The sequence below is a fragment of the Pectobacterium parmentieri genome (genome assembly GCF_001742145.1).
Lineage (GTDB): Bacteria > Pseudomonadota > Gammaproteobacteria > Enterobacterales > Enterobacteriaceae > Pectobacterium > Pectobacterium parmentieri.
On record NZ_CP015749.1, the window covers coordinates 4,529,038 to 4,553,090 of the forward strand.

Annotated in this window: 22 protein-coding genes; 10 read left to right on the top strand and 12 right to left on the bottom strand. The window is 53.7% G+C overall.

Annotated elements, in window-relative coordinates; translation table 11 throughout:
* Nucleotides 1–9 precede the first annotated feature (9 nt).
* A complete protein-coding gene (locus A8F97_RS20600) occupies nt 10–771 on the top strand; it encodes an amino acid ABC transporter ATP-binding protein (RefSeq protein WP_014701787.1) in 762 nt (253 codons plus the stop codon).
* Nucleotides 772–848: 77 nt separating this feature from the next.
* Complete coding sequence (locus tag A8F97_RS20605; protein ID WP_014701786.1) at nt 849–2,006, top strand: M20 peptidase aminoacylase family protein; 1,158 nt, start codon at nt 849–851, stop codon at nt 2,004–2,006.
* Nucleotides 2,007–2,063: 57 nt separating this feature from the next.
* Here A8F97_RS20605 and A8F97_RS20610 read toward each other — a convergent pair whose 3' ends face one another.
* The 7 genes from A8F97_RS20610 to A8F97_RS20640 all read right to left on the bottom strand — a co-directional run bounded on the left by A8F97_RS20610 (nt 2,064) and on the right by A8F97_RS20640 (nt 10,282).
* Complete coding sequence (locus A8F97_RS20610) at nt 2,064–2,849, bottom strand: amino acid ABC transporter ATP-binding protein (RefSeq protein WP_033072257.1); 786 nt, start codon at nt 2,847–2,849, stop codon at nt 2,064–2,066.
* A gap of 42 nt (nt 2,850–2,891) precedes the next feature.
* On the bottom strand, nt 2,892–4,001 hold the full coding sequence (locus A8F97_RS20615; RefSeq protein WP_033072256.1) for an amino acid ABC transporter permease: 1,110 nt from the start codon (nt 3,999–4,001) through the stop codon (nt 2,892–2,894).
* A gap of 10 nt (nt 4,002–4,011) precedes the next feature.
* Nucleotides 4,012–5,235, bottom strand: coding sequence for an amino acid ABC transporter permease (locus A8F97_RS20620; RefSeq protein ID WP_033072255.1), 1,224 nt, complete (start codon nt 5,233–5,235; stop codon nt 4,012–4,014).
* Nucleotides 5,236–5,357: 122 nt separating this feature from the next.
* Complete coding sequence (locus A8F97_RS20625) at nt 5,358–6,410, bottom strand: amino acid ABC transporter substrate-binding protein (protein ID WP_033072254.1); 1,053 nt, start codon at nt 6,408–6,410, stop codon at nt 5,358–5,360.
* Nucleotides 6,411–6,680: 270 nt separating this feature from the next.
* Nucleotides 6,681–7,442, bottom strand: a complete 762-nt coding sequence (locus A8F97_RS20630) for a sulfite exporter TauE/SafE family protein (RefSeq protein ID WP_033072292.1) — start codon at nt 7,440–7,442, stop codon at nt 6,681–6,683.
* 97 nt (nt 7,443–7,539) lie between these two features.
* Nucleotides 7,540–8,865, bottom strand: a complete 1,326-nt coding sequence (locus A8F97_RS20635; RefSeq protein WP_025919654.1) for an MmgE/PrpD family protein — start codon at nt 8,863–8,865, stop codon at nt 7,540–7,542.
* A gap of 64 nt (nt 8,866–8,929) precedes the next feature.
* Complete coding sequence (locus A8F97_RS20640) at nt 8,930–10,282, bottom strand: MmgE/PrpD family protein (protein ID WP_033072253.1); 1,353 nt, start codon at nt 10,280–10,282, stop codon at nt 8,930–8,932.
* A gap of 324 nt (nt 10,283–10,606) precedes the next feature.
* Here A8F97_RS20640 and A8F97_RS20645 point away from each other — a divergent pair, with 324 nt between their 5' ends.
* Nucleotides 10,607–11,257 (top strand): GntR family transcriptional regulator, encoded by a 651-nt coding sequence (locus A8F97_RS20645; protein WP_014701778.1) that lies wholly within the window; start codon nt 10,607–10,609, stop codon nt 11,255–11,257.
* 584 nt (nt 11,258–11,841) lie between these two features.
* Here A8F97_RS20645 and hemY read toward each other — a convergent pair.
* Genes hemY through hemC form a run of 4 tightly spaced genes read right to left on the bottom strand, consistent with a single transcriptional unit; the run spans nt 11,842 to nt 15,864 of the window.
* A complete protein-coding gene (gene hemY / locus A8F97_RS20650) occupies nt 11,842–13,035 on the bottom strand; it encodes a protoheme IX biogenesis protein HemY (protein ID WP_033072252.1) in 1,194 nt (397 codons plus the stop codon).
* A 2-nt stretch (nt 13,036–13,037) separates the two neighbouring features.
* Entirely contained in the window at nt 13,038–14,162 is a 1,125-nt protein-coding gene (gene hemX, locus A8F97_RS20655) for a uroporphyrinogen-III C-methyltransferase (RefSeq protein ID WP_015731394.1), read from the bottom strand.
* A gap of 23 nt (nt 14,163–14,185) precedes the next feature.
* On the bottom strand, nt 14,186–14,926 hold the full coding sequence (hemD, locus tag A8F97_RS20660) for a uroporphyrinogen-III synthase (protein ID WP_033072251.1): 741 nt from the start codon (nt 14,924–14,926) through the stop codon (nt 14,186–14,188).
* Nucleotides 14,923–15,864 carry a hydroxymethylbilane synthase gene (hemC, locus tag A8F97_RS20665; RefSeq protein WP_015731393.1) on the bottom strand — a complete coding sequence of 314 codons (942 nt, stop codon included), beginning with the start codon at nt 15,862–15,864 and terminating at the stop codon, nt 14,923–14,925. Before hemC ends, hemD begins: the two co-directional genes overlap by 4 nt.
* A gap of 456 nt (nt 15,865–16,320) precedes the next feature.
* Here hemC and A8F97_RS20670 point away from each other — a divergent pair, with 456 nt between their 5' ends.
* Together A8F97_RS20670 and A8F97_RS20675 are read left to right on the top strand one after the other, a co-directional pair.
* Entirely contained in the window at nt 16,321–18,879 is a 2,559-nt protein-coding gene (locus tag A8F97_RS20670; RefSeq protein WP_014701773.1) for a class I adenylate cyclase, read from the top strand.
* 48 nt (nt 18,880–18,927) lie between these two features.
* Nucleotides 18,928–20,100, top strand: a complete 1,173-nt coding sequence (locus A8F97_RS20675; RefSeq protein WP_033072250.1) for an MFS transporter — start codon at nt 18,928–18,930, stop codon at nt 20,098–20,100.
* 37 nt (nt 20,101–20,137) lie between these two features.
* Here A8F97_RS20675 and cyaY read toward each other — a convergent pair whose 3' ends face one another.
* On the bottom strand, nt 20,138–20,458 hold the full coding sequence (gene cyaY, locus A8F97_RS20680) for an iron donor protein CyaY (protein WP_014701770.1): 321 nt from the start codon (nt 20,456–20,458) through the stop codon (nt 20,138–20,140).
* A 77-nt stretch (nt 20,459–20,535) separates the two neighbouring features.
* Between cyaY and lptM the strand changes: the two genes are divergently transcribed.
* From lptM to yigB, 5 genes are all read left to right on the top strand, one after another.
* Nucleotides 20,536–20,703, top strand: coding sequence for an LPS translocon maturation chaperone LptM (lptM, locus tag A8F97_RS23730; protein WP_373370594.1), 168 nt, complete (start codon nt 20,536–20,538; stop codon nt 20,701–20,703).
* 77 nt (nt 20,704–20,780) lie between these two features.
* Nucleotides 20,781–21,605: a diaminopimelate epimerase gene (dapF, locus tag A8F97_RS20685; protein WP_033072249.1), complete on the top strand. Its 825-nt coding sequence runs from the start codon at nt 20,781–20,783 to the stop codon at nt 21,603–21,605.
* Nucleotides 21,602–22,306 (top strand): DUF484 domain-containing protein, encoded by a 705-nt coding sequence (locus A8F97_RS20690; protein ID WP_014701767.1) that lies wholly within the window; start codon nt 21,602–21,604, stop codon nt 22,304–22,306. Before dapF ends, A8F97_RS20690 begins: the two co-directional genes overlap by 4 nt.
* Nucleotides 22,303–23,238, top strand: coding sequence for a tyrosine recombinase XerC (gene xerC, locus A8F97_RS20695; RefSeq protein ID WP_033072248.1), 936 nt, complete (start codon nt 22,303–22,305; stop codon nt 23,236–23,238). Before A8F97_RS20690 ends, xerC begins: the two co-directional genes overlap by 4 nt.
* Entirely contained in the window at nt 23,238–23,954 is a 717-nt protein-coding gene (gene yigB / locus A8F97_RS20700; protein ID WP_014701765.1) for a 5-amino-6-(5-phospho-D-ribitylamino)uracil phosphatase YigB, read from the top strand. The genes xerC and yigB overlap by 1 nt, the downstream gene beginning before the upstream one ends.
* The last annotated feature ends 99 nt before the right edge of the window (nt 23,955–24,053 follow it).

Genomic DNA, 24,053 nt, shown 5'->3' on the forward strand with positions numbered 1-24,053 from the left:
GGGGCTGACATGATCAGTGTAAAGAATCTTTCTAAACGCTTTGGCGATCAGGTGGTGTTGAACAACATTAGTCTGGATATCGCGAAAGGCGAAGTTGTTGCCATCATCGGCCCATCCGGTTCAGGTAAATCCACGCTACTGCGCTGCCTAAATCTGCTGGAAACGCCAGAGTCAGGCACGATTGAAATTGGCGAACAAATGCTGGATACGCATCGTTATTCCTCCAAGGAGGCCTACGCGCTGCGCCGTCAAACGGCGATGGTATTCCAGAGCTATAACCTATTTAAGAACAAGACGGCGCTGGAGAATGTAACGGAAGCGCTGATTGTCGTGAAAAAAATGCCGAAGAAGCAGGCGGATGAAATCGGTCTGGCGTTGCTGGAACAGGTTGGCCTGCTGCCGCAGGCGGCGCAGTATCCGGTGACGTTATCCGGCGGGCAGCAGCAGCGTGTGAGTATTGCTCGTGCGCTGGCGGTCGATCCGAAAGCCATTTTGTTTGATGAACCGACCTCGGCACTGGATCCAGAAAGGGTACACGAAGTGCTTCAGGTGATTCAGAAGCTGGCGAAAAACGACACCACGATGGTGATCGTTACCCATGAAATGCAGTTTGCCAAAGAAGTGGCTGACCGCGTGATCTTCATGGCAGACGGTCACATCGTTGAGGAAGGCCCGGCGGAGCAGGTGATCAGCTTCTCAGATAACCCGCAAACCCAGCGTTTCCTGCGTCAGTTGACCAAGCTGCCTGAGCCGCTTGAGTACGATATTTAACGCACACGTAGACATACCTGCACGCCTGAACAAGGCCGCCCCGTCAGACGGGGCACGATAATGTGGAGCAAGAATTGATGAGAACAGCACCTCAGCACGAGCCTCTGGCTCAGTTTATTCAGGCGTTTCGCCACGATTTACACCGCAATCCTGAACTGTCGAATCAGGAGTTCGAAACGACGAAAAAGATTCGTGCGGTATTGGAAAAAGAAGGGATTCGCGTCCTCGATCTACCATTGAAAACTGGTCTGGTCGCGGAAGTCGGTGGCCTACAGGATGGCCCACTGGTCGTGGTGCGTTCGGACATCGACGCCCTGCCGATTGAGGAAGAGTCTGGCGTAGAATTCACGTCGCTCAACAAAGGGGTGATGCACGCCTGCGGTCATGACTTTCACTCTTCCGCTGCGTTGGGTGCGGCGATCCTGCTGAAGAAAATCGAGCCGGAACTGAAAGGCACGGTGCGGATTTTGTTCCAGGCGGCTGAAGAGACTGGGCTGGGCGCACCGGAAGTGATTGCTGTCGGTGCGTTGGACAATGCGGTAGCGATTTTCGGTATTCACAACGATCCGACGTTGCCTGTTGGCGTCATCGGTGGGAAAGACGGTGCATTGACGGCGGGTGTTGACCGCTTTGAGATCAAAATTGCGGCGAAAGGCTGCCACGCCGCGAAGCCGCATGAAGGCAACGATCCGATAATCATTTTGGGTCAGTTGATTTCTGCGGTGCAAACCATCATCAGTCGCACGGTGTCGTCCGATAATAACGCGGTGGTGTCAATTACTCAGGTACATAGCGGCAGCACTTGGAACGTTATTCCCGATACGGCCTATGTTGAAGGTACGGTCCGAACGTTCAATCAGGACGCGCGTGATTTAATTGAACAGCGCTTCCGCCAAATCGTTTCGGGTATCGCCAGCACCTTTGGCGCGGAAATTGAGTTCCTGTGGCATGCAGGGCCGCCATCGGTGATCAATACGCCAGAGTGGGTTGAGTTTGCGCTGAACGTGGCAAGTGACGAAGGGTTTGAAGCACGCCGTGTGGAAGCCAGCCCGATTGGTGAAGATTTTGCGTTCTATCAGCAGAAACTGCCGGGTACTTTCATGATGGTTGGCTCCGGCGGACCTTATGCACTACACCACCCGAAATTCCGCGTTGACGACAGCGCACTGTTCCCAACGGCACACTATCTGTATCAGGTCGCGAAACAGAGTTTAGAGCAGCTCTCTTCTCGCTAATTCCTGATTGCTTAATGCTATCCGCGTCGGTTTTCCGACGCGGATATTTTTTGCCTATTAATGGCTCAGAATCTGATCCAGGAACTGGCGCGTGCGCGGGTGTGATGGCGTGTTGAAGAAGTCCTGCGGCGGAGCGGATTCAACGATGCTACCGTCGGCCATCAGAATCACCTTGTCAGCGACCGTCTTGGCAAAGCCCATCTCATGGGTGACGACGATCATCGTCATACCGGATTCCGCCAGATCGAGCATCACATCCAACACTTCTTTAATCATCTCTGGATCCAGCGCTGAAGTGGGTTCGTCAAACAGCATGATTTCCGGCTGCATACACAGCGCCCGGGCAATCGCCACACGCTGCTGTTGGCCGCCAGAGAGCTGGAGCGGGAATTTATGTGCCTGATTGGCGATATGCACCTTCTCCAGATAGTGCATCGCTAAATCGATGGTTTCCTGCTTCTTACGCTGTTTGACCAGCGTCGGGCCAATCGTCAGGTTATCCAGCACGCTCAGATGGGGAAACAGGTTGAACTGCTGGAACAGCATACCGATGCCGGAGCGCACGCGGTTGATGTTCTTGATGTTGTCGTTAACTTCGATGCCATTCACGCGGATATGGCCGTCGTGGTGCTCTTCCAGTCGGTTAATACAGCGGATGAGTGTGGATTTACCTGAACCAGAAGGGCCGCAAATCACCACGCGCTCGCCTTTCTGTACGTTCAGCGTCACGTTATTCAACGCCTGAAATGCGCCATACCATTTGCTGACAGCGTTGATCTCAATGATGACGTTATTGTCTGTAACTACTTGGTTTGTAACTAAAGTGTCTGCGGCTAAGCTCATGGTAACCAAGCTCCTGTCGGTGTTTTCATCAACGGCTACTGCTTAACCGTGATACGTTTCTGGGTTACGGCTGGCATCGATGCGTTTTTCCACCCACAGCGCGTAGCGTGAGAGCAGGAAGCCAAACAGCAGATAGATAGCCGAGATAAAAATATAGGTTTCAATGTAATAGCGCCGCCATAGCGGATCCTGCATCACTGAGCTGGTGGCGGTGAGGATGTCAAACAGTCCGATAATGATGACAAACGAGGTGTTCTTCATGGCGGCGATAATATGGTTGGTCATGGCGGGCAGGCAGATGCGCAGCGCCTGCGGCAGGATGATTTTGGTCGTCGTGTGCCAGTAGCTGAGATTGAGCGCCATCGCCGCTTCGTATTGCCCGCGCGGGACGGACTGTAAACCGCCGCGAATGACCTCGGCCTGATAGCAGGCGAAAAACAACGCGATGCCGATAATGATGCGCAGCAGCTTGTTGATTTCCATACCTGCGGGCAGAAACAGCGGGAAGACGTTAACGGCGACGAATAGGATCGTGATGAGCGGTACGCCGCGCAGGCCTTCGATGAAAACAACGGACAGGCCGCGTAGGAAAGGCAACGGTGAGCGCCGCCCCAGTGCCAGCAAAATCGAAACGGGCATACCAATGACGACGGTGCCGCTAAATAACAGGAGCGTTAGCGGCAGGCCACCCCATTCGCTGGAAGGCACGTAAGATAAGCCAAATAAACCGCCGGACATCAGGATGGCAATGGCGACTACCGCGATGATCCACAGCGGTAAGAGGATGCGCGAATGCCAGAAACGGGGCATCAGTGACAGACCGAGAGCCAGAAACCAGATCCCCATTGCCAGTACCAGACGCCAGTGTTCATCGTAAGGGTAAAGGCCAAACAGGATGGGGCGATGTTTTTCCACGATCACTGCCCAGCAGGCACCGGCGGCGGCACGACAGACGTCTGGGTCGGTGGTGTACCACACGGCATCGAGAATGCCCCAGTGCAGCAGTTTATTACCGATGATCCACATCAGCACCACCAGTAGCAGCGTGAGTATAGTTTGCGGCATGCTGCTGAACAGATGGCGGTGCATCCACAGCAGCGGCGTGCGCAGGCGGCTGGGAACGGTGGAGAGTGACTGTACCGGAAATAACATTCAGTGTTCCTCAACGCTCTTTGATGGCGACGGCGCGGTTAAATAGATTCATCAGCAGCGAGGTCACGATGCTGACTGTCAGGTAAACCACCATCATGATGGCAATCACTTCGAGCGCCTGACCGGTTTGATTCATCAGCGTGTTGCTGATGTTCGCCAGCTCTGGGTAACCGACCACGACCGCGATCGAACTGTTTTTTGATAGGCTGACATACTGGCTGGTCAACGGTGGAACGATGACGCGCATTGCCTGTGGAATGATGATGTGGCGCATCATGTGCCAGGGCGAAAAGGACAGCGCACGTGCCGCTTCCAACTGGCCTTTGGGGATAGACTGAATCCCCGCACGCACGATTTCCGCGATAAACGCTGAGGAATAGAGCGCAATACCGAGCAACAGTGCCGTGAATTCAGGGCTGACGGTAAAGCCGCCACGGAAGTTAAAACCGCGCAGGATTGGGCGATCAAGTTCTGCTGGTGCGCCGGAAATCCACCAGACTAGCAGCGGTAGCCCGATGAACGCGACGAGTGTCAGGCGGCCTGTCGGCAGAGAGCGCCCCCGGCTTTCCCGAATATAGCGCGCCACGCGGTTCAGGATCAGGGAAATTAGGGCGGCGGCGAGTAGGGCGATTCCGCTCAACAGCCAGCCGTGATGCGCCGCGGGAACGGCAAAAGACAGCCCGCGATTGGTCAGGAAGCCCAGGCTGCCAAGCTCGATAGCATCGCGTGGTGAGGGCAGGTTACGGATAACCACCGACCAGAAAATTACCTGCAAGATCACCGGAATATTGCGCATCATTTCGATATATCCCCCGGCAAGCCGCGCCAGCAGCCAGTTGCGGGAGACGCGGGCGATACCAACGGAGAAGCCCAGCAGCGTAGCAAGCACGATACCGCATAGCGTAACGTACAGGGTATTCAATAAACCGACGCCAAGCGCACGCAGATAGCTGTCGCGTGGGGTAAACGCGATGAGCTTTTCACCAATCTCAAACTGTGCGGTGTGGTCGAGGAAGCCAAATCCTGTCGCGATATTTTGTGAGCGTAGATTTTCGACTACGTTGGCGTACAGCCAGTAGCTGAACGCGACGATCAGAAGGCCGAGCAGGCACTGATAAATCCAGGCACGTAGGGATTTGCTGCCAAAGGCGTTCAACAGGTGGCGCGAGTGAGATGGCGTTCCTGACCACGGTGTGGCTGAGGCTGGTAGTAGCGTCTTGTCTGATGATTTCATTACCGGCGGTCTTTTCTTCTGGTCGTTGCCGATTCTCAACACACCCAATGACGGTAGTGTCTGAATAGGGCGGTATGGCATCAGCCCGAACCTTTCCGAGCTGACGCCAACAGTGTGGTGAATTAACGAATGGGCAGGCCGTAGAGCAGACCGCCTTTCGTCCAGAGATTATTCAGATCGCGCTCTAACGGTGCCGGGGTGTCTGGCCCGAAATGGCGGTTATAAATATCGCCGTAATTCCCTACCTGCTTAATCAGGTTGTAAGCCCACTGGTTATTCAGTCCCAGTTTTTGGCCGTAGTCTCCCGTGGTGCCAAGCAGTGCCTGTACATCCGGGTCTGTTGATTTGAGTTTGCTGTCTACGTTCTGTTGGCCGATTTCCATCTCTTCCGCATTGAACGTGGCGTAAACCACCCATTTCACGATGTCGTACCATTGGTCATCGCCCTGACGAACCGCCATTGCCAGCGGCTCTTTTGAGTAAATCCCCGACAGAATCACGTGGTCCGCGGGTTTTTCCGCATCAAAGGTACGCACGCCAGGCAGAGCGACTTTATCGCGAGCGATGACGTCGCAACGTCCGGACAGATAGGCTGCGACATACTCTTTATTGTTCTCAATGACCACTGGGGTGTAATGCAGGTTGCGTGACGCAAAAATCTGCGCGACGTTGCGTTCGGTGCTGCTGCCCGGCGTGATGCAGACGGTTGCGCCGTCCAGATCTTCCACCGTCTTCACATTGGCACTGGTGCGCACCATGAAGCCGGTTCCGGTATAGAAAGTCGGCGGTGCGAAGTTCAACCCAAGCGAGGTGTCGCGAGATAAATCAGCGGTGATATTGCGTGATAGCACGTCCACTTCACCTGACTGAATTGCCGGGAAACGCTGTGCGGTGGAAAGGGCGGCAAAACGTACTTTGCTGGCATCGCCAAAAATAGCGGCGGCTAACGCACGGCAATAATCGACGTCCAGCCCGGTCCACTGCCCTTTGCTATCAATTGCGGAAAAACCGTGACGTGCCGGATGCACGCCGCAAACCAGCTCGCCGCGTGCTTTGATCTTTTTGAGCGTTTCGCCGTTTCCTGCGTCAGCGGCATTGGCGTGAGCAACAGGCAGCAGCAGCCCCCCTAAAGTCAGCGCTGTGGCGGTTGTCAATGAGAGTAGTTTTCGCAGCATAAGTATCCTCAGAATGGTCGGTGTTGTTTTATGCCCGTCAGATTTCAAGCCGGCTGCAACTCGAATTACTCAGGGGCTAATTTGTTGTAATTAATTGTTTTTATTGTGATGCGTTCTTTTGTATACAAATGTTCTCAATGTTGCCTGTAAATGGCAAATAGCATATTTCTCTATCTAAAGCTGAATAATGGATATAGCTATTTCGGGGATGATGTGAAGGAGAAAAGAGAGCGGAGCCTTGCATGATGAACAAGGCACTGGCGGGATGATTTAGCGGGCAAGTAGCCCTTGTACACCTTGCCACATGAGCTGCGCACTGAGGATCAACATGGTGAGGCGAAAGGTCGTGCGGAAGAGTTTTTCTGGCAAATTATCCAGCAGGCGTGTACCCAACCAGGTGCCCAATACACCGCTGACAATCATTGCCGCCAGCATCGGTAGCCAGTCGTGATAGGCAAATCCCATCATTCCGAATGCCAGTATCTTTAGACCGTGTTGTAACACCATGCAGAGCGCGTGCGTGGCAATAAGCGGCTTTTTAGTTACCCCTTGCGAACTGATCAACCCAGCGACCATGGGGCCTGTTGCACCGACGACCATGGTGCCAAGACTGGTGAGCGCACCGCCCAGAATAAAGAACAAGCGATTAACCGGTTTTGGTGCGGTGCGTTTACGGAAAACTGACCACAGAATGAAACTGGCCAGCGCGATCTTTGCCACACTGTCTGGGAGCCAGACGGCGACGGGCGCACCCAGTGCGATGCCAATGACGCTGCCGATAAAAAACCACAGCGCCAGCGGCCAGACGATATACAAACGTTGAATCAGGCTGCGGCTCAGGTTGGAACCGAGCTGGACGATACCGTGAACCGGCAGCAGGCTGCTGACTGGCATCCCTAGACCCATTATTGCCAGTAGTGTGACGCCGCCGCCCAGTCCTAGCGCGGCCGTTAATGCCGATGTCAGAAAACTGCAAAAAACCAGTACACCAGCAAAGAGTGGCGAAATGTCGGGTGGAACAAGATGTAACATGGTGAAAGCTATCCCTGTGTCGCGCATGGTTAAACAGACGAGGCGAAAAATGATCATGCCTGATGCGATTAATGCGTATCAAGCATCCTTTCCGCCGTTAACGATAATCGTCGCGCAACAGTCGTTGATACAACGCCGCTGCCTCGCTGCGCGGAAAAAGCTGACTGGCGCAGTCGATAAACTTCTCCGCAATCAGATTGTCCGGCAACGGATTCTCTGCACTGGAGCCTAGCGCGCCTGCCACACGACGGTGATAAGTGCGGCCATCACGGGTCACTAATGTGACGTGTGCCGTGTGCGTGGTGCTCTCGTCATGACAGATCAGTTCAACACGTGCCATCAGCGATTGTGTCGTGGGATCGTGCAGCGCCGCCTCGTCAATAAAGTCGTCCAACGTCAACTTCCCCTGTACCCAGGCGCGGGCGATGCAGTAGTGCAGGCTGAATTTCCCTGCCAGCGGCGTATCCGGCGTTGGAATGTTGATGTGCGGAAAGCGAATAGGGTGGATGGCAATCTGAATTCGATCCAGCGATTCGGGATTCAGTCCGGTTTCCTCGCGCAGTGCCAGCAGCCCGTCCAGCGGTGCCAGAATGGCGTAGCAGCAGGGGAAGTATTTAAAATTGTTCCCTTTTATAGGATCGAGAATGTGGGACGGCGCAGACCAGGGGTCGGTTAACGGCGTGGTGTCGACGTTTTCATCTGAGCGGTTGTAGACGTTGAAATAGCCGTGGTGATGTTCAAACGCGGTATCACCCGCGCTGTATCCCTGACGCGCCAATAATACTGCCATGACGGCGCTGCGATTGGCGTGACCGACCGCCAGTGATTTCGTCTGGCTACCAAAGTTGGATTTGATGCCGGAGGCCAGCGACGCGGTAATAGCAAAGGCGGTCGCTGTTTCCTCTTCGCTAAGTTTCAACAAGACTGCGCAGGCGGCTACACCAGCGAAGATGCCGACAGAAGTTGTCGGGTGCCAGCCGTTGCGATACTGAAAAGGGCTGACGGCTTTGCCCATGCGTACCGCAGTTTCATAACCGCACAGATAGGCGTGTAGGATTGTTGCACCGCTGGCTTCCTGCTCGTCTGCCAATGCCAGCAAAGCTGGGAGCACGGCGACGGAAATATGCCCGTGCAGCCAGGAATTGGAATCGTCGAAATCGAGTAAATGTGCGGATGTGCCGTTTAATAATGCCGCATCCAGCGCGTTGAGTTTGAGGTCTGTACCGAAAATCCTGCTTTTCCCTACGGTGGCTGATGGAACGATCACCGCTCTGAGTTTTTGCGCACCGTCTTGAATCCCTCCAGCGAGCGTGACGCCCAGCGTATCAATTATGGCGGTTCGTGCGTGTGCCAAGACGTCGGCAGGGAACGTCTGGCGAGAAAATTCCAGCAGATTATGGGCAAGCTGGCGGGCAATGGTCATGAAAGCATCCTGTTATTATCGTGAGACTTTTTATATCGAATTGTTTAGGTCGAACTGAAATTGACTATCCTGCTAATAATTCAGTAAGAATGGCAAGCGAGCCCGGCTGCTCAAAGTGGAAGGCGGCCTGATAGAGCCGATCGCTACGGGTTTCCCCTAATAGGGGAATAGTCAGGGCATCAAATTTGGCGCGCAGCTCGGCGTCGGTCAGTGGATTTTGCGGATGACCGCGATACACGTCGGTTTCTGCATACAGTTTTTCGCCGTCTTCCAGTTCGATATCGATAAACGCGGAGCTGGCCGACTGCCCCTCTACTGCGTCGATCTGTAAGCGCGACAGCAACTGGCGCGGTGCGGGATCGTCAACGGTGCGCTGCGTGAAGTCCGTATCGTTGAGGCGATAGCCGCTCAGCGCCAGCGCAATACAGTGCGGAATACTAAATTTACTCTCTAGCGGCGTTTGCGGGTTGGCGATCCCGGCGTTCACCATTCCCATCGGGTGGACTTTGGCATGAATACGGGCGATAGCGCGGCCTTTCAACTGTGGGAAGAGTTTAAGCGCCGTTTCGATGGATGCGTGGGTTCCTCGGCAACTGGCATACAGCTTGTAGCCGTTACCTAATAGCTCCCAACTGTCGCCAAAATCGAGCGTCGGGATGACGGCGCTGCCATCCTGCACAAAGGTTTGCACCCAGCCATCGGCTTCGTAAAAATGATGGGCGGCGATAAAGCCTTCATCCGCCAGCTCTGCTGCTGTGATGCCATCCATTGCCGCTTTGCCAGCATGGAATGGTTTACCGTGCGTGCCGGATGATTTCTGTAATCCTCCCATCATGGTTGCAGCCGCACCCAATGCGTTGGCGATTGCATTGGGATTAAGGTGCAAAATGGAAGCCGCGACAGCGGCGGCTCCCGCACGCCCGACAATCGATGTCGGGTGAAAACCGCGACGTTGCAGGTTACGACCTACTCCGGGCACCCAGCCGCCGCCCAGTTTTGCCATCACTTCAAATCCGGTAATAAAAGCGATAAGCGTCGTGCGCTCGTCCGCGCTGTAGTGTTGCGCCATTGCCAGCGCTGTCGACCAGCAGGGGCCGCTAGGGTGGCCCGCGCCAGCCGGATGCGTATCGTCATAATCGGCAGCATGAGAAAGTGTGCCGTTGATCAGTGCTGCCAGCGCGGGTGTGGTTTTCGTTCCGAGGATAACTTGCGCATGACCCTGCGCCTGCCAGCGTTGTGCCACGCGCTGAACCGCGCAGGCCGCGTTATCTCCTACGGCACCAATAGCGACGCCCAGATAGTCAATGAGCGCTCGCTTAGCCTCATGCCAGACGGCATCGGGGATTGTCATCGTGGGCGCGGTGTGAATAAACTGGCTGAGCGCGTTGCCGCGAGGAAACGTCGGTGTAGCTGGCATCGTAGGAACTCCTTAGGCAAAAACGCGATGACATTGCCAGTACCGCCAAACGGGTCTTGGGATGCGCGTTTTGTCTTGTTGAATGCATTTGTATACAGTGTGTGGTGAAAGCATATTCAATCGCTCATTCAGTGACAAAGACGCTTTTTCGCTAAGCTAAGCACAAAATATGCGATACGACAGCTTGATAAAGGCAGGGCGTCGGGCAAACTTGAATTTTTCTCAATACATGACGATCCGTGGCGCAGCGTGCACATGTGAGCAGCCTAAAGACGCCATCTGTGCGTGGCCTTGTACTGACCGTCAACCATATATCAAGGGATTATGAACTTAACACTTAACGACAAAGAGCTGGCGTTGTCGCCGTTCGAGATACTGATTAGCGCAATCGAGAAAGGTGAGCTGTTGCCTGGCGAACGTTTGCAGGAAACACGGTTGGCGCAGCAATTTGGGCTCAGCCGCACGCCGATTCGTGAGGCGCTGCACCGGCTTGAAGCGCTAGGATTGGTGGAACCGGGCCCTCAGCGCGGGCTGATGATTGCTCAGATCAGCTATGAGCGACTGCGCCAGCTTTTCGCCGTGCGTGAAGGGTTGGAACGGTTGGCGATGGAACTGGCCGTGGCATCTGCTTCAACGGAAGAACTGGAGCTGTTGCAGGATATGGTTAAAGTGGAGAAAACGCTTACTGACAGTCGGCAATTGCACGATCACAACCGTCTTTTTCACCGGCAGATTTATCGAGCGACCCATAATCCCTATCTAAATGAAATGCTGGAAAATTTGCGTATTCATCTGTCGCTACTGCGCGGAACCACCTATGAGTCGCCGGAGCGTACCGAAGAGGCGAGGCGTGAACACCAGGCGATTGTGGAAGCGTTAGTTCGGCGTGATAAGGATGCGGCACAAGAGGCTGCCTGCCAGCATATTCGTAACGGCTATCGCGCCCGGTTAAGCATGTTGAATCAACAGCTTTGATAGGGCTGTCGGAAAAGCACGACACGTGGGGGGATCTGATGTCTCAAAAAGGAGACATTTAATTCTTTGATTAATAATGATTAATACTTTATCTGACAAATTCGTCTCTGAATGGCGACAGTTTTTGTGAGCCCGATCTCGTTTTTGTCGCCGACAGTGTCTTGACCTTTCTTCCAGCCAATAATAAAAATAGTATTTATTATTAGCTGGTTATCATGATTTTATGAAGCATTAGTAATAACATTATGCATGTTGGCATAATTTATGCTTAAATAAGCGTGTAGATGCTCATTCCACCTTCTATGCTTGCTTCGGCTTCATAATCCTGGGAATGACGCAGAGCCAATTTGAGGTGCCTATCGTCCAACTCCAGATGAAGATGCAAATCTCCATCGGGCTTTCCGGACATAACGTTGAGTGAGGCACCATTCTGTTGTCTGACAGACCTGATGTTTTCAACGCTTACCGTTTATCGGTAAGCGTTTTTTTTCGTCTGATGAAAATGTTCGGGCACAGCCTGCTATCGAAACATAAAAAATAATAAGGCCCCAAAGAAGGAGCCTTATAAAGGGATGATACCGTGGTTAGTGGGCTGGTTGCTGTAGCGTGAGCAATAGCCCTTCGTGCCGCATTTGCGCCGCTTCATCCGGCAGATGTAGCCGTTCCAGCGCATCGGCACGCCAGGCATAATCATAAGCGTCTGGTCGCTGTTCTAATGCGTTGCGGAAGGCATCGCTGGCCTGCTGCCATTCGCCGTGTTTCATCAGCAACTGGCCTAACGTGCTGTTTAACAGCGGTGTTGCACCCTGCTGCTTGATGTACTGATACAGCATTTTTTCCAATTGTTCTGGGTTACCGGCTTTAAGACGTGGCATCAGCAGGATCAAACGCTCGTCATATTGGCGTTTGAGACCATCGAGAATGATCTTCTGGGCAGTATCATGATCGTCACACTCGATCAAATGCTCAGCCATCGCGATCTGAAGTGGGATCTCATGACGCACTTTGCGGCTCTGATTATTCCACCATGATTTCAGCCCTTCGCTGCCACCATCCGCCATCGCCTGGTTCATCAAGCCGATATAAGCCTGCTGCTGTAGATCCAGCAAACGCGCTTCAGGGTACAGATTGATCTTGCGCATCACAGGCAGAATATCCAGCAGTGCGCTATAGGCGTGAGTGCGCAGGAAAGCTTGTTCCGCTAAACGCAGTACTTCAGGGTGACGGGGTGCGACTTCCAGCAATTTGTCTACGCCGTGACGTGCAGCATGATCTTCATTACGCGCTAGCTGAATACGCACGCGCGTAATATCGACTGGAAGCTGATCGGTATCTGCTACTTCGGCGGCACGCTCCAGGTATTGCTTGGTACGGAATTCGTCACCGCGCTGCTGTGCGGCTTCGGCTGCCAGAAGGTAGTTAACCACGGGCTGCTCGGCATGATCGGCATTGCGAGTTAGCAGTTTCTCTACCTGCAAATAATCCCCTTCGGCCAGTTTGAGCAGTGCGGCTTTGGTTTGTTTTCTGGCACGGCTGCGTTTGCGGCCGAGGAACCAGCCGCGTGTACGGGAGCCAGTGCGAAAGATGCGGCGCAGCAGCCACTCCACCGCCAGAAAGGCGAGAAAAAACAGCACCAGCATAATAACCATAGCGGTCACGCTGGTTTGAATGTCATAGTCATCCGTCTGAATCAGGACGTAGCCCTGGTGGCCTGCGACGATCGGGCCGATCACCACGCCTGCGATCAGAACCAGGAACAGCAATAAGACCTTCAGCATGTTCACTCTCCTTGCTGTGTGGCTGGCGCCTGAGCCAGTAGGTTACGAACGCGCGTTTGCATCAGTTTTTCCAACAGCGCCTGACTTTGTAACTCGGCTGGGACATCGAGTGAAACCGACTGCTGGCTTAAGGCATCGAGCTGATCCAAAAAGGCCTGCGTCGTGGGGTCGGTGGTATTGAAGTAGGCGCGAACCCAGGTTGCTGCCGTTTCTAGTGACTGTTTGTACACTTCATTCTGGTGACGAGGAATGGCCTGTGCGGCAACCAACAGACGTGAACGGATGTTCTCACGCAGATACACATCCTGATTCGGTGCCAGCAGCGGTTCAGCGGCGCTGTCACGGCGGCGAATGGTGATGAAATCAGCCATGAAATTGTGCCAGCTTTTGCTCAAATTCTGACGCCACTCGCTCAATGAAGCGGATAGCTCGGTGCTGTTAGCGTCCATCGGAGCGTCATCGGCGTTGTTGTCAGCGAGTTGCAAGTTGTCCAACTGGTCAGTGAGCTGATTCACTTTCAGGATGATGCCGTCAAAATCGACTTGGCTAACGCCAGCCAGCGCCCCGATATCGTGGGTCAGGGCGCGGCGAATTTCTATCAGGCTGGGATCGTTCATTTCCGCCAGACTGGCATCTGCGCTTTTCAGCAATGCGCCTGCGGTGGTGACGTCTTTATCGCTCCACAGCTTACGTCCTGCCAGTTTTACCAGAAAATCTGCCTGAGCGATTAGCCAGGTATTGGTGTCATGGCTGGAAAGCGCCGCCAGCTTATCGCGCAATGCATCTGATTGACGCGTTAGCGCCTCAAGGCGCTGTGTGGCGGTGTCCTGTGCTTTGCTTTGCTGCTGTTGAGCGTCCAGCCACTGCTGCTGTTCCTGCTTGTGCTGCTGTTGCAAGGCGTTTAGCTGTGATTCCAGACGTTGAAGCGAAGCGGTTTCCCGTTGTGCCTGCTGGTGGCCGTGATAATACAATCCCGCGCCTATTGCCAGCGCAATCACGATGGCGATCGCCCCAAGCACGGCACCACTGCGCTTGGGCTGCGGTACGGGATCTTGCTGCTGATGAGCGGGTTCAACCCGTTCAGCAACCTCGTCGGATGGAGCTGTGGGGGTATGGTGTTCCGTCATAATGGTACATCCCATGATCAGGTTTATTGTAGTGCGCGCACGAGCGCATCGTTATCGGCGTTATCGGCCACCCGGATATCATGCCAGCCGAGCTGACGCGCTTGTTCTGCCAGTCGTTCGCTAACGACGATCAACTGGCAGCCAAGTAGCCAGGAAGCCCGATAGTAATCAGGTACTAAAGTATAGATCCGTTGTAGCATTTCTCCGCTGGTAATCACCAGTTTGTCGATGCCTATTTGCTGCCAGTGGCGGCTTTGTTCCGAGCCATCATAGTGAACATCTCGGCGCTGATAGCATTCACAGTAGGTTACCTGTGCGCCCCGCTCAGTCAACGTTTCACCTAGCAGCTCCCTTCCGCCGTTGCCGCGCAGTAATAGCGCTCGTTTCCCTGCAACATCTTGTAACTCAGGAAGTTGCAATAGCGTTTCGCTGGTTTCACGTTCAGGCGGGTAGATGACAGGGTGTGCGCTGATTTTATGTAAAGCCAGTGCCGTCGTGCGGCCAATGGCATAATAAGCGAGGTGGGCAGGCCAGCTTGTGCCCGTGCGCGTCAGCATGGGATCGGCGTAATGAATCGCGTGTTGTGAGAGCGCAAACACCAGGTCGTCGGTGTGTAGGGCTTGTAATTGCGCAGGCAGACCAGCGAGTTCTCGTCCAGGCGAAAACTCGATCAGCGGGCTGTGCCAGGCGTGGTAGCCGAGCTTTCTTAAACGGGTCACCAGTTGTTCGCCAGTGGGTGACGGACGGGTAACCAGAATCGTCATGATGAACTTGACCCTTGATAAACGGCCTGAAGGATGGCGCTGGCCCCTTTCGCTAACAGCTCTTCAGCCAAGGCAATGCCGATTTTTTCAGCGTCAACGACGCTTCCTTTACGTTCACCGACAATCATCTGGCTGCCATCCGGTGCACCAACCAGCGCACGCAACCATAACGTATTGCCTTCCAGTTCGGCGTAGCTGCCAATCGGCACCTGACAGCCGCCTTCAAGGCGCACATTCATCGCGCGTTCAGCCAATACGCGTGCGGCGGTATCGGTGTGATTGAGTGGGGCAAGGAGTTGGCGAATGCGATCGTCATCCAAACGGCATTCGATGCCGATAGCGCCTTGTCCGACGGCAGGCAGAGACTCTTCCGGGCTTAACGCACAGCGGATGCGTTCTTCAAGCCCGAGGCGTTTCAGACCTGCGACAGCAAGAATAATGGCGTCATACTCGCCGTTGTCCAGTTTTGACAGACGCGTACCGACATTGCCGCGCAAATCACGAATCACCAGATCGGGACGTCGGGCGCGCAGTTGGCACTGGCGGCGCAGGCTGGAGGTGCCGACACAACTGCCTTGCGGTAATTGGTCGAGGCTGTCGTAATGATTGGAAACAAAAGCGTCGCGTGGGTCGTCACGTTCACAAATGGTGGTCAGGCCAAGGCCATCGGGAAATTCGACAGGCACATCTTTCATGGAATGAACGGCGATATCGGCGCGCCCTTCAAGCAGCGCGAGTTCCAGCTCTTTAACAAACAATCCCTTACCGCCAACCTTTGCCAGTGGCGTATCCAGAATGATGTCGCCGCGGGTCACCATCGGCACAAGTTCCACGGATAAATCGGGGTAGAGATGGTTCAAACGCTGCTGAACATATCGTGCTTGCCATAAGGCCAGCGGGCTTTGTCGGGTGGCAATTCTAATAATATTGGCTAACATGCTTGATACCGTTTTTATCATTTTCCGCCATCGTATCACTGATGGTGCGTTGGTGTCAGGTTGTGGGCATTAGCGGCGCGCCTTTAAAACGGTCTGAAATTCGGGTGCCGCATACATAGAGATACTCTAAATAATTCAAGTTTCAGGCAGGCGGCAAGCGAGGGAATCCCGATGAGCTTACTCAAGTAAGTGATTCGGGTGAGTGAACGAAGCCAACGCACATGCAACTTGAAGTATGACGAGTAAGAAGCCGTGCTGATGAAGTCGGGTAGAAAAATTCCTAATAAAGCAAGATAGATAAGTCTAACTTTCTTTACTTTCTTTACGCCCAATCAGCAAGGTGTTAAATTGATCACGTTTCCAGCAATAATTCGCCAAACATTCTTCTAATTTTATCATTGGCGAGTTTGGAACACGGGGTTTTTCTAGGCACTGGGATAAATCAGGCGAAGCGTCTTGTACTTCTACATCGAGACTTTGAAGCAAAGACTGGATGCGATCAACCAACTGCGTGTTGACCGTGCTCTGGGAGCAATGAAGCCCGCTTTTCAGCAGGTTTACAGTCTTCTGCCCATTTTATTACATCATCATCACCCGTTGATGCCCGGCTACCTTGAAGGCAAGGTGCCTCACGGTATCTGCACTCACACGCCTGATGAAAAGCAGCAACAGTACCTTGATGGCATCGCGTTGCGCTGGGGCCAGTTTGACCGCTCTCATCCGCAGGGCGAGCTGCCGATCACGGGCATCTATTCAATGGGGAGCACCTCGTCTATCGGGCAGAGCTGTAGCTCCGATCTCGATATCTGGGTGTGCCATCAATCCTGGCTGGATAGCGAAGAGCGCCAACTCCTACAGAAAAAATGTACGCTGCTGGAGCAGTGGGCTGCGGCGCAGGGCGCTGAGGTCAGCTTCTTCCTGATGGATGAAAGCCGCTTCCGCCACAATGAAAGCGGTAGCCTGAGCGGTGAAGACTGCGGCACCATGCAACACATCCTGCTACTCGACGAATTTTACCGCACCGCTGTGCGTATGGCGGGTAAACGTATTCTGTGGAATATGGTGCCGGTCGAAGAAGAATCCCACTACGATGAATATGTGCTGTCGCTGTACTCACAGGGAGCGCTGGCACCGAACGAGTGGATGGATTTAGGCGGATTAAGCACGCTGTCGGCGGAAGAGTATTTCGGTGCGAGCCTTTGGCAGCTCTACAAAAGTATCGATTCCCCGTATAAAGCCGTGCTGAAAACGCTGCTGTTGGAAGCCTATTCCTGGGAATACCCGGATACCAGTCTGCTTTCGACTGAAATTAAAAAACGTCTGCATGATGGTGAGATCGTCTCTTTCGGCCTCGATCCTTACTGCATGATGTTGGATCGCGTGACGCACTATCTGACGGCGATCAACGATCCCACGCGTCTCGATCTGGCGCGTCGATGTTTCTATTTAAAAGTGTGTGAAAAGCTCTCCAGAGAACAAGCCTGTGTCGGCTGGCGTCGTCAGATTCTGAGCCAACTGGTGCAGGAATGGGGCTGGAGCGACGAGCATCTGGCGATGCTGGATAACCGCGCTAACTGGAAAATTGAACAGGTACGCGAAGCGCATAATGAATTGCTGGATGCGATGATGCAGACCTATCGCAACCTGATCCGCTTCGCCCGCCGCAATAATCTGAGCGTCAGCGCGAGCCCGCAGGATATCGGTGTATTGACCCGTAAACTGTATGCCGCGTTTGAAGCGCTGCCGGGTAAAGTTACCCTGCTGAACCCACAAATTTCTCCCGATTTGTCGGAGCCGAATTTAACCTTTATTTATGTTCCGCCGGGTCGTGCGAATCGTTCAGGCTGGTATCTGTACAATCAGGCACCGTCGATGGATGCGATCGTTAGCCATCAGCCGCTGGAATATAACCGCTATCTGAACAAACTGGTGGCATGGGCCTATTTTAATGGTCTGCTGACGCCGAGCACGCGCCTGTATATTAAAGGCAACGAGCTGTGTGACATCACGCGTCTGCAAGCGCTGGTGGACGATGTGGCTGGCCATTTCCCACTGCGTTTGCCTGCACCCACACCGAAGGCGCTGTATAGCCCGTGTGAAATTCGTCACTTGGCGATTATCGTTAATCTGGAACACGATCCGACCGCGGCTTTCCGTAACCAGGTCGTGCATTTCGATTTCCGTCATCTGGATGTGTTCAGCTTCGGCCAGCAGCAGCAGTGTCTGGTTGGCAGCATCGATCTGTTGTATCGCAACTCATGGAATGAAGTCCGTACTCTGCATTTCAGCGGCGAGCAGGCGGTGTTGGAAGCGTTAAAAACCATTCTGGGCAAAATGCATCAGGATGCGGCGCTGCCGGAATCGCTGGAAGTGTTCTGCTACAGCCAGCATCTGCGTGGGTTGATTCGTACCCGCGTGCAGCAGTTGGTCTCCGAATGCATTGAGCTACGGCTGACCAGTACGCGTCAGCAGGAGCCGGGGCGCTTCAAAGCGGTAAAAGTGGCGGGCCAAACCTGGGGCCTGTTCTTTGAGCGGTTGAGCGTGTCAGTGCAGAAATTGGAAAACGCGGTCGAATTTTATGGCGCGATTTCTAACAACAAACTGCAAGGCCAGCCAGTTCAGGTTGAAACCAACCATGTGCATTTACCAGCAGTCGTTGATGGCGTTGCCAGCGAAGGGATCATCCAGTTCTTCTTCGAAGATGTGACGGAAAATCAGGGCTTTAATATCTATATTCTGGATGAGTCGAATCGCGTTGAGGTGTATCACCACTGTGAAGGTAGTAAAGAAGAACTGGTGCGCGATGTCAGCCGCTTCTATTCATCTTCGCACGATCGCTTTACTTACGGTTCCAGCTTTATCAATTTCAACCTGCCGCAGTTCTACCAAATTGTACAGTTGGACGGCCGCACACAGGTCATCCCGTTCCGCAGCAGTGCACTTTCTCATCTGTGCATTACGCCCGTGGTCGGGGATGAGGTAATGACGATGAAGCAGCGGCTACAGATCCTCTAGTAACCGCCTGACACTCGGCTTTCAGCGTATTCAGAAAGGGATGTACTGATGGATTCGTTGCAACGCCGAAATCTGATACTGCTGGCGCTCGGGCAAGGGCTGACTGGCAGTATTATTTCCCTGATGACGTTGTGTTCTACGCTGGTTGGCGTATCGATGACGCCTGTCCCTCTATTGACCACGCTACCGATTACCGCGACGGTGTGCGGCGCAGCGCTGATGATCTACACCGTTTCCTCATTGATGACAAAATATGGCAGGCGCAATACGTTCATCATCGGTACGCTGATAGGGTTGTCTGGGGCGCTATTGGCGGCGGTGGCGATTGTGCTACACAGCTTCTCCCTCTTTGTGTTTTCAACGTTTGTTCTGGGAATGTCCTGCGCCTTTAATCAATATTATCGTTTTGCGGCTGCTGAAATTTTCACCGATAATCAGCAGAAAAACCGCGCAATCTCCTGGGTGATCAGCGGTGGTATTTTAGGGGGCTTCCTCGGTCCGTTTGCCGCCAGCCAATCTTCTCAACTCTGGGCATCGTACCCGTTTCTCGGTAGTTTTATCGCCGCCGGGTTGATCTGCATTGTGACCTCACTGCTGTTGCTCGGTCTTAAACTACCCCCGATGTCGGTGGTTACGGCTAGTGCTCAGCCTAGCGAACCGCTGGCATCGATTCTGAAAAGTCGAGCATTTTTGTTGGGAACCGCAAGTTGTTCCGTCGGATTTGTGGTGATGACGCTGTTAATGAACTCTGTACCGTTGGCGATGCACCAGCACCACTTTTCCGTTGGCCATAGCGCGACAGTTTTACAATGGCATTTTGTCGCTATGTATGCGCCTGCACTGCTATTAGTGCTGCTAGCGAAACGGTTGACGCCGGTTCAGGTCGTGGCGATCGGCGTGACTTGTAACGTGGTTGGTGTGGTGGTCGCGCTGAGTGGTTTGACGTTCTGGCACTTTCTTTTTGCGCTGATGTTGTTTGGTATCGGGTGGGCGTTTATGTTCAACGGTGGGACATTTATGCTGAATGCTTTTACCCATTCTGTGCATAAATCTCGCTTGCAGGGCATTAACTCGTTGCTGATTTACCTGCCTAACGCACTGGCGTCTCTGTCTGCCGGTAGCCTGATGGCGCTAACCAGCGGCTGGCCGCTGGTGAATATGGTCGGTATTGGCATGCTGTTGTTGCTGGTACTGGTGCCGACCGTTCTGGGACGGCGCTGAGGTACGCTGAACCGTGATACCATTGAAAATACGGCAGTTACTCGAAGTGAACGGTTTCCCCGGCCTGCGCCGAGCAGGCTGATGACAGCAATACGAGAAAGTCTTCACCGCTGCGATTGCATACCCAGCGTTCCGCCTGAAGGGCGAAGTGGTAGCCACCCGCTTTGGTCGCTAACCAAATTTGGTGCAGCGGCTCCTGCCGATTAATCACGATTTTGCTGCCGTTCTCAAAACTCAGCGTCATTACGCCGCCGTTGATTTCGTAATCGATGTCGGCATCACCCTCAAACCGATCCAGCGTTTCTTCCAACTGAAGCATGAGTTTGTCGGCTAATTGGTGGAACTCGCTATCGTTCATTTTCGATTCCTATTGATTTTCATGATCCACCTGCGATTATAGAGAGCATACGAGTATTAATGACAGGTCTTAACGTAATGAAAAACGCATTTCGCCCACTTCTTCTGGTGTTATCAGTGGTGAGTTTACTCGGTTGCGGCCTGAAAGGTCCGCTTTATATGCCAACCGATAGCAAGTCCGGCGCGTCAACGACTCAGCAAAATGAGAACCAGCCGCCGCAAAAGAAACCGTCAATGCGTCCTTAATGTGTGACGACAACCAATAACAACAGGTCACGTATACGTTTATCGCGCCCGGTTAAGTAAGCGGGGGAGTCAGGATAATGCAGTTCGCTAAGATGCACGGATTAGGCAACGATTTCATGGTTGTTGATGCCGTTACGCAAAACGTTTATTTTTCACCCGAACTGATTCGTCGTTTGGCGGATCGGCACTGTGGTGTGGGTTTCGACCAACTATTGGTGGTCGAGCCGCCCTACGATCCTGAACTGGATTTTCATTACCGTATTTTTAACGCGGATGGTAGTGAAGTGGCGCAGTGCGGTAATGGCGCGCGCTGTTTTGCCCGCTTTGTGCGCCTGAAAGGGCTGACCAACAAGCGTGATATCGCCGTGAGTACGCAGACTGGCCGGATGGTGCTATCTGTGACGGACGATGAACTGGTGCGCGTTAATATGGGTGAGCCGAATTTCGAGCCGCAACAGGTGCCTTTTCGCGCAGTCAAAGCGGAGAAAACTTACATCATGCGTGCCGACGAACACACGGTACTTTGTGGCGTGGTGTCGATGGGCAACCCGCACTGTGTGATTCAGGTTGACGACGTGGAAACGGCGAAGGTGGAAACGCTGGGGCCGTTGCTGGAAAGTCACGAGCGCTTTCCTGAGCGTGCCAACATCGGTTTTATGCAGATCGTCGATAGCCAGACTGTCCGTCTGCGGGTGTACGAACGCGGTGCGGGAGAAACGCAGGCGTGCGGTAGCGGCGCGTGCGCAGCGGTGGCGGTCGGTATCCTGCAGGGGTCATTGTCCGCGAAAGTTCGCGTATCGCTGCCGGGCGGGGAGTTGAATATTCAGTGGGATGGGCCGGGGCATCCGTTATTCATGACCGGGCCTGCAACGCATGTCTACGATGGATTTATTCATTTATGAAGAATGTCGAGGAACAGGCAGAACGCGAGATCGCACTCAGTGACGAGATGGTTTTGCAGTTCCTGCAACAAAATCCTGATTTTTTTATCCGCAATGCGCGTCCCGTCGAACAGATGCGTATTCCTCATCCCGTCCGGGGAACCGTTTCGCTGGTGGAATGGCAACTGGCACGTCAGCGTAACCATATCACCCAGCTTGAGGAAGAAATCACGCTGTTGATGGAGCAAGCGGGGGCGAATGAAGTGCTGTTCAACCGCCTGCTTGGGTTACAAACCGAATTGGCATCGGCGGATAGCCTCACGGATATGTTAGATCGGTTGCAGCGCTGGGCGCGTCAGCTTGGTCTGGCGGGGGCAACGGTTCGCCTGTTTAGCGACAAATGGCGCATTGGTGCGCCTTCGGGTTTTACCCACCTTGGGCTAAATCGCTCTACCTTTGAGCCGTTGCGCATTCAGCGTTTTGGACAACAGAACCACTACCTTGGCAGCCTGAATGGACCGGAACTGTTACTGCTGCTACCGCAGGCCAGACAGGTTGGGTCGGTCGCGCTATCGCTGATGGGCAATCATCACGATTTGGGCGTGCTGATTTTCAGCAGCCGTGACAGCTACCATTATCAGGATGGCATGGGAACCGTACTGCTTCAGCAAATGGCTATGATGTTGCCTGCGATGCTGGCACGCTGGGTTGAGCGGGTATGAGCCGACAGCCTACATCATCGGAGTTACCTTCCTCTTCTCTTTTACAAACGGATGTTGATGCCTTCCTGCGTTATCTGAAAGCAGAACGCCAGTTAAGTCCGTTGACACTGACCAGCTATTCGCGCCAATTATCTGCGGTTATCACGATACTCTCCGCTGCGGGCGTGGTTGACTGGCGCAAGCTAGACGCCTCTGGCGTGCGCTCCGTGGTGTCCCGCAGTAAACGCGATGGGCTACATTCAGCGAGTCTTGCGCTACGTCTATCGGCATTACGCAGCTTTCTCGATTGGATGGTGTCACGCGGTGTGCTGACGGCAAACCCGGCTAAAGGGGTATCCACGCCGCGAGCTGGACGCCCGTTGCCTAAGAATATGGATGTGGATGAGATGAATTGCCTGCTGGAGATCGATCTGGACGATCCCCTTGCGGTGCGCGATCGTACGATGCTGGAAGTGATGTACGGTGCGGGGCTGCGTCTGGCAGAGCTGGTTGGCATGGATTATCAGCATATCGATCTGGCAAGCGGTGAAGTCTGGGTGGTGGGGAAAGGCAGCAAAGAGCGCAAATTACCGATAGGAAAAACGGCGGTAACCTGGTTGGAACGCTGGCTGGCGCTGCGTGAACTGTTCGGCCCACAGGATAATGCTGTGTTTATCTCCAATCAGGGGCGACGCATTTCGATGCGCAACGTGCAAAAGCGTTTTGCCGAGTGGGGCGTTAAGCAAGGTGTTAATAGCCATGTTCATCCACATAAGCTGCGCCACTCCTTTGCGACGCACATGCTGGAATCCAGCGGTGATTTACGTGCGGTCCAAGAGTTGCTTGGCCACGCTAACCTGACCACAACGCAGATTTACACCCATCTTGATTTTCAACATTTAGCCTCTGTGTACGATGCTGCGCATCCACGCGCCAAACGAGGGAAGCCCTGATGCATTTTTACCGACCTCTTGGTCCGATCCGTGCGATCACGTTCGATCTGGATGACACGCTGTACGACAACGCGGACGTCATTCGACGCACGGGGCAAGAGTCAATCCGCTTCCTGCAAGCGTACCATCCTGCGCTTCGTGATTTTCAGGCGGATGATTTCCAAAACTTACGCCAGACCTTGCTAGAGCGTGAGCCAGATATCTATCACGACGTTACCGAATGGCGTCGCCGTGCGGTTGAACTGGCGATGTTAGATCGTGGCCTAAGTGTCGCAGAGTCTAAGGATGGCGCAAAAGCAGCAATGGAAAATTTTGCCCACTGGCGTAGCCAGATTACGATTACGGAAGAGACGCACCAAACGTTGGCAGCATTAGCCAAGAAAGTGCCGCTGGCGGCGATTACCAACGGCAACGCTGAACCGCATCGGTTTGGTCTGGAAGGTTATTTTTCTTTCACCCTGCGTGCCGGTCCAGATGGTCGCGCCAAGCCGTTTGATGACATGTACCATCTGGCGGCGGAAAAACTCAATCTGCCTTTGCATGAGATTCTGCATGTCGGCGACGATCTCACGACCGATGTCGCGGGGTCGATCCGCTGCGGTATGCAAGCCTGCTGGATTAACCTGCGTGAAGGCAGCCTGACGCAGATTGGGGATGCCCGACTGCTGCCGCATATTGAAATTTCGCGGTTGGCATCGCTGTCGGCGTTGTTATAATCACGGCATTAATCTGTATAAGAGCTAATCCCATTAGGGCTATTTCATTTGCCATTTTGAACCAGGGCAGTGCTCAAAATCCTCACGTACTGGTGTACG

What these genes read in the sequence shown, in the direction of transcription:
- cyaY (WP_014701770.1), bottom strand. Translation starts at nt 20,458, where the DNA reads ATGAACGATAGCGAGTTCCACCAATTAGCCGACAAACTCATGCTTCAG.
- hemD (WP_033072251.1), bottom strand. Translation starts at nt 14,926, where the DNA reads ATGACGATTCTGGTTACCCGTCCGTCACCCACTGGCGAACAACTGGTG.
- A8F97_RS20600 (WP_014701787.1), top strand. Translation starts at nt 10, where the DNA reads ATGATCAGTGTAAAGAATCTTTCTAAACGCTTTGGCGATCAGGTGGTG.
- A8F97_RS20620 (WP_033072255.1), bottom strand. Translation starts at nt 5,235, where the DNA reads ATGAAATCATCAGACAAGACGCTACTACCAGCCTCAGCCACACCGTGG.
- dapF (WP_033072249.1), top strand. Translation starts at nt 20,781, where the DNA reads ATGCAGTTCGCTAAGATGCACGGATTAGGCAACGATTTCATGGTTGTT.
- A8F97_RS20605 (WP_014701786.1), top strand. Translation starts at nt 849, where the DNA reads ATGAGAACAGCACCTCAGCACGAGCCTCTGGCTCAGTTTATTCAGGCG.
- yigB (WP_014701765.1), top strand. Translation starts at nt 23,238, where the DNA reads ATGCATTTTTACCGACCTCTTGGTCCGATCCGTGCGATCACGTTCGAT.
- hemY (WP_033072252.1), bottom strand. Translation starts at nt 13,035, where the DNA reads ATGCTGAAGGTCTTATTGCTGTTCCTGGTTCTGATCGCAGGCGTGGTG.
- lptM (WP_373370594.1), top strand. Translation starts at nt 20,536, where the DNA reads ATGAAAAACGCATTTCGCCCACTTCTTCTGGTGTTATCAGTGGTGAGT.
- A8F97_RS20675 (WP_033072250.1), top strand. Translation starts at nt 18,928, where the DNA reads ATGGATTCGTTGCAACGCCGAAATCTGATACTGCTGGCGCTCGGGCAA.
- A8F97_RS20615 (WP_033072256.1), bottom strand. Translation starts at nt 4,001, where the DNA reads ATGTTATTTCCGGTACAGTCACTCTCCACCGTTCCCAGCCGCCTGCGC.
- A8F97_RS20630 (WP_033072292.1), bottom strand. Translation starts at nt 7,442, where the DNA reads ATGTTACATCTTGTTCCACCCGACATTTCGCCACTCTTTGCTGGTGTA.
- hemX (WP_015731394.1), bottom strand. Translation starts at nt 14,162, where the DNA reads ATGACGGAACACCATACCCCCACAGCTCCATCCGACGAGGTTGCTGAA.
- hemC (WP_015731393.1), bottom strand. Translation starts at nt 15,864, where the DNA reads ATGTTAGCCAATATTATTAGAATTGCCACCCGACAAAGCCCGCTGGCC.
- A8F97_RS20690 (WP_014701767.1), top strand. Translation starts at nt 21,602, where the DNA reads ATGAAGAATGTCGAGGAACAGGCAGAACGCGAGATCGCACTCAGTGAC.
- xerC (WP_033072248.1), top strand. Translation starts at nt 22,303, where the DNA reads ATGAGCCGACAGCCTACATCATCGGAGTTACCTTCCTCTTCTCTTTTA.
- A8F97_RS20635 (WP_025919654.1), bottom strand. Translation starts at nt 8,865, where the DNA reads ATGACCATTGCCCGCCAGCTTGCCCATAATCTGCTGGAATTTTCTCGC.
- A8F97_RS20610 (WP_033072257.1), bottom strand. Translation starts at nt 2,849, where the DNA reads ATGAGCTTAGCCGCAGACACTTTAGTTACAAACCAAGTAGTTACAGAC.
- A8F97_RS20645 (WP_014701778.1), top strand. Translation starts at nt 10,607, where the DNA reads ATGAACTTAACACTTAACGACAAAGAGCTGGCGTTGTCGCCGTTCGAG.
- A8F97_RS20625 (WP_033072254.1), bottom strand. Translation starts at nt 6,410, where the DNA reads ATGCTGCGAAAACTACTCTCATTGACAACCGCCACAGCGCTGACTTTA.
- A8F97_RS20640 (WP_033072253.1), bottom strand. Translation starts at nt 10,282, where the DNA reads ATGCCAGCTACACCGACGTTTCCTCGCGGCAACGCGCTCAGCCAGTTT.